Source organism: Massilia sp. CT11-108, assembly GCF_047302915.1.
Taxonomy (GTDB): Bacteria; Pseudomonadota; Gammaproteobacteria; order Burkholderiales; family Burkholderiaceae_D; genus Telluria; species Telluria orientalis.
In genome coordinates this window covers 1-4,309 of record NZ_JBKYMO010000465.1, presented here as the reverse complement: position 1 = coordinate 4,309, position 4,309 = coordinate 1, and the positions used below count along the sequence as shown (strand labels likewise).

Genomic DNA, 4,309 nt, shown 5'->3' with positions numbered 1-4,309 from the left:
GTGCACGAGCGCGCGCGCGATGGCCACCCGCTGCAGCTCGCCGCCGGACAGCTGGCGCGGAAAATCGGCGCCGCGTCCCCCGAGGCCCACGGCGTCGAGCATCTGTGTGGCGCGGGCGGGGTCGGGGCGGCCGTTCAGCAGCAGCGGCAGCGCGACGTTCTGCAGCAGCGTCAGGTGCGGCAGCACGTGGAAGGCCTGGAAGATAAAACCCATGCGCGTACGGCGTAGCCGGGTGGCGGCATCGTCGTCGAGCGCCGACATTGGCGTCCCATCGACGCGGACTTCGCCGCTATCGGGCGCGTCGAGTCCGGCAATCAGGTTCAGCAAGGTGGACTTGCCGACGCCCGACTCCCCCATGATCGCGACGAACTCGCCGGGTTCGAAGCGGTGCGACAGCGCCGCGAGCACGGCGCGGCCGCCATAGGATTTGCTGAGATTGACGAGTTCGAGCATGGAACGCCGATTGACAAAACCACTACTCTAGCACGCCCCCCAATTCGGGGTCAGAGCACATTCTTGCCAAAATTCGGGGTCAGAGCCCGTTTTCGAGAAATTGTGCTACGGACGACGACGCGTCCACACATGCGCGAAACGGCTTGATCGGGACGGCCCGCAGCGTTCGAAACCCGAATTTTATGCCATATCAAATTGTGCTCTGACCCCGAATTCGCCGAAAAATGTGCTCTGACCCCGAATTCTTGCAGGGTAAGGGCGTGCGTGCGGAATCGCGGAATCGCGTATCATGGCCGGAACGGCAACATTCCAGCCGGCCGCACGGTGCGGCCGCACCACCGAGGACACCCGATGCTGAACGCGACATCGCCCGCAGTGCCCGTAGTAAACAACGATGGATTGCACGTACCCGCCGAGCTGGCAGAAAGCCTGACGGCCCGCCAGGCCTGGATCTCGCCCAAGTTCCTGTACGACCCGCTGGGTTCGAAGCTGTTCGAGGCGATCTGCGAATTGCCCGAGTACTACCCCACGCGGACGGAAGCCGGCATCTTCGATCTGCACGGCCCCGAGATCGCGCGTACGGTCGGCACCGGTGCCACGTTGATCGACCTGGGCGCCGGCAATTGCGCGAAGGCGGCGAACCTGTTCCCGCTGCTGCAGCCGCGCCAGTACGTCCCCGTCGACATCTCGGCGGAATTCCTGCTCGATGCCGTCGAGCGCCTGCGCCAGCGCTTCCGCTACATCGAGATGCGCCCGCTCGGCATGGATTTCTCCGGCAGCCTCGAGCTGCCCGACAGCGTGCGCGAGGAGCGCCGCCTGTTCTTTTATCCCGGTTCGTCGATCGGCAATTTCACGCCCGGCGAGGCGCGCGATTTCCTGCAGCGCGTGCACGCGCAGTGCGGGCGCGACGGGGGACTCCTCATCGGCATCGACCTTGCCAAGGAGCACGCCGTTTTGGACGCGGCGTACGACGATGCGCTGGGCGTGACGGCCGCGTTCAACCTCAACGTGCTGCGCCACGTGAACCGCCTGCTGGGTGCCGACTTCGACATCCGCCAGTGGCGCCACCGCGGCTTCTACAACCCGGCCCAGGGCCGCGTCGAGATGCACCTGGAAGCGCAGACCGTGCAGCAGGTGACGTGGCGCGGCGGCGGCCGCCGGTTCGCGGCGGGCGAGTGGATCCACACGGAAAACAGCTACAAATACCGCCAGAGCGACGCCGTCGGCCTGCTGGCCCAGGCGGGCTTCGCGGCCACGCGCGTGTGGACGGACCCGAAACAGTGGTTCGCCGTGATCTACGCGCGCGCACTATCGCATTGAAGGAGCCGCGATGGGAGCCTCCGAACACCGCCTGTCCACCGCCTTCGAACACGTGCGGCAGCGCACGCTGCACCTGGCCGAACCGCTGACGGCCGAGGACTGCTGTGCCCAGTCGATGCCAGACGCGAGCCCGATCAAATGGCATCTGGCGCACACGACGTGGTTCTTCGAGACCTTCATCCTCGAGCCGCGCGAACCCGGCTTCCGGCCCCATGACGCGGCGTTCCGCGTGCTGTTCAACTCATACTACAACGGCGTGGGCGCGAAGCATCCGCGCGCGCAGCGGGGCCTCTTGACGCGGCCGACGCTGGCCGAGGTGCATGCCTACCGGGCCGCCGTCGACACCCGCATGCTGCGCCTGCTGGCTTCCAGGCCGGACGACGCCGAACTGGCCGCCCTGGTCGAGCTGGGCCTGCAGCACGAGCAGCAACACCAGGAACTGATCCTCACGGACGTCAAGCACCTGCTGTCGCGCAATCCGCTGTACCCGGCCTATATCGATTCGCCGCTGCCCGCTTCGGGCCCGGTGGAACCGCTGGCCTGGATCGATTTCGGGGGCGGCCTCGCCGAGATCGGCCACGCCGGCGAGGGCTTCGCCTTCGACAACGAAAGCCCGCGCCACCGGCAGTACCTGCAACCGTTCGCGCTCGCGTCGCGCCTCGTGACGAACGGCGAGTACCTCGAATTCGTCGAGGCGGGCGGGTACCGCGATCCGGCGCTGTGGCTGTCCGACGGCTGGGACCTCGTCGCGAACGGCACGCTGGACGCGCCGCTGTACTGGGTCGGCGACGGCGACCGCCGGCGCGAGTTCACCTTGCACGGCCTGCAGGCGCTGGACCTGGCGCGGCCCGTCGCCCACGTGTCGCTGTACGAAGCCGACGCGTACGCGCGCTGGCGCGGCGCGCGCCTGCCGACCGAAGCGGAATGGGAATTCGCCGCGCGCGACACCGCGCTGACCTGCGGCGACCTGCATCCGCGCGCGGCGGGCAGCAGCGGCCTCGCGCAGATGTTCGGCGAGTGCTGGCAGTGGACCGCGAGCGGCTACGCGCCTTACCCCGGCTTCGCGCCGGCCGCGGGCGCGATCGGCGAGTACAACGGCAAGTTCATGGTCAACCAGTACGTGCTGCGCGGCTCGTCGTGCGCGACGCCCCACGGCCACGCGCGGGCCAGCTACCGCAACTTTTTCCCGGCCGGCGCGCGCTGGCAGTTCACCGGGATCAGGCTCGCGCGATGAAATCGGCGCGCGGCCTGCGCCTGCGCGTGCTGAACCGGCGCGCCAATGCGTGGATCGTCGCGCACCCGCTCGACTTCACCCTGCAGTGCGTGCGCGCGTTCCGCGCCAACCAGGGCCTGCTGCTGGCGGGCGCCGTCGCCTATTACGCGCTGCTGTCGATCGTGCCGTTCCTGATGCTGGTCGTCGTCGTGCTGTCGCACTTCATCGACCAGGTCAACCTGCTGCTCACCTTGCGCCGCTACCTGGAACTGCTCGTGCCGGGGCAGTCCGGCTCGATCGTGGCGGAGGTTGCACATTTTCTCGACACGCGCGACCTGATCACGTGGGTGCTCGGCTTCACGATGCTGTTCTTCAGCTCCCTCGCGTTCACCGTGCTGGAAAACGCGATGAGCGTGATCTTCGTGCACCGCGTGGCCGTGCGCCGCCGTCACTTCCTCGTGTCGGCCGTGCTCCCCTACTGCTACATCCTCGCGCTGGGCTTCGGCGTGATGATCGTGACGCTCGTCGCCGGCACGCTGCAGGTGATCGGTTCGGAGAGCGTCGAACTGTTCGGCCGCACGTGGTCGCTGCACGGCGTATCCGGCGCGCTGCTGTACCTGCTGGGGCTCGTGGGCGAGATCCTCGTGCTGACGTCGATCTACCTCGTGATGCCGGTGGGACGGCTGTCGCTGTCGCATGCGCTCATCGGCGGCGTGACGGCCGCGCTGCTGTGGGAAGCCGCGCGCCACGTCCTCGTGTGGTACTTCACGACGCTGTCCAAGGTGAATCTCGTGTACGGCTCGATGAGCACCGCGATCGTCGTCATGTTCAGCCTCGAGATCGCGGCCAGCCTGCTGCTGTTCGGCGCCCAGGTCATCGCGGAATACGAGCGCGTGGGACAGAAGGGACAAGGAGCAGATCCGCAGCCGATGCGGACGGCGCCCTGATGGCCAATATCGTCTTTTGCTGGGAACTCGGCGCGGCGCTCGGCCACGCCGGCCGCCTGAAAGCGCTCGCGCGACCGCTCGTCGCACGCGGCCACGACGTGTCCTTCGTGCTGCGCGACCTCGTGCACACGCGCCGCCTGCTGGCCGACATTCGCATCCCCGTCTACCAGGCGCCCCTGTGGCTGCACCGCGTGGAAGGGCTGCCGCCCGGCGAGGCGAGTCTGGCCGACATCCTGCTCGCCTGCGGCTGGCTCGACGCGGACGCGATGGCGGGCCTCGTCGACGGCTGGCGCCATCTATTCGGCGCGCTCCAGGCTGACGTTGTCGTGGGCGATTACGCACCGGGCGCACTGCTGGCCGCGCGCAGCCTCGGGAT

At 68.0% G+C, this 4,309-nt stretch carries 4 protein-coding genes and 1 pseudogene; 4 read left to right on the top strand and 1 reads right to left on the bottom strand.

Annotated elements, in window-relative coordinates; all coding sequences use genetic code 11:
• Window positions 1–453 (bottom strand): ABC transporter ATP-binding protein (locus ACEN88_RS25435; protein WP_413344143.1); only part of this gene is annotated, 453 nt, incomplete at its 3' end.
• Between the two features lie 351 nt (window positions 454–804).
• On the opposite strand from ACEN88_RS25435, the gene egtD reads away from it, so the two are divergent.
• From egtD to ACEN88_RS25415, 4 genes and pseudogenes are all read left to right on the top strand, one after another.
• On the top strand, window positions 805–1,773 hold the full coding sequence (gene egtD, locus ACEN88_RS25430) for an L-histidine N(alpha)-methyltransferase (protein ID WP_413344141.1): 969 nt from the start codon (window positions 805–807) through the stop codon (window positions 1,771–1,773).
• A 10-nt stretch (window positions 1,774–1,783) separates the two neighbouring features.
• Window positions 1,784–3,007 (top strand): ergothioneine biosynthesis protein EgtB, encoded by a 1,224-nt coding sequence (gene egtB, locus ACEN88_RS25425; protein ID WP_413344139.1) that lies wholly within the window; start codon window positions 1,784–1,786, stop codon window positions 3,005–3,007.
• Window positions 3,004–3,933, top strand: coding sequence for a YihY/virulence factor BrkB family protein (locus tag ACEN88_RS25420; RefSeq protein ID WP_413344137.1), 930 nt, complete (start codon window positions 3,004–3,006; stop codon window positions 3,931–3,933). Before egtB ends, ACEN88_RS25420 begins: the two co-directional genes overlap by 4 nt.
• Window positions 3,933–4,309, top strand: a pseudogene (locus ACEN88_RS25415) (UDP-glucuronosyltransferase); the annotation flags it as partial. The gene ACEN88_RS25420 and the pseudogene ACEN88_RS25415, both read left to right, overlap by 1 nt.

What these genes read in the sequence shown, in the direction of transcription:
- ACEN88_RS25420 (WP_413344137.1), top strand. Translation starts at nt 3,004, where the DNA reads ATGAAATCGGCGCGCGGCCTGCGCCTGCGCGTGCTGAACCGGCGCGCC.
- egtB (WP_413344139.1), top strand. Translation starts at nt 1,784, where the DNA reads ATGGGAGCCTCCGAACACCGCCTGTCCACCGCCTTCGAACACGTGCGG.
- egtD (WP_413344141.1), top strand. Translation starts at nt 805, where the DNA reads ATGCTGAACGCGACATCGCCCGCAGTGCCCGTAGTAAACAACGATGGA.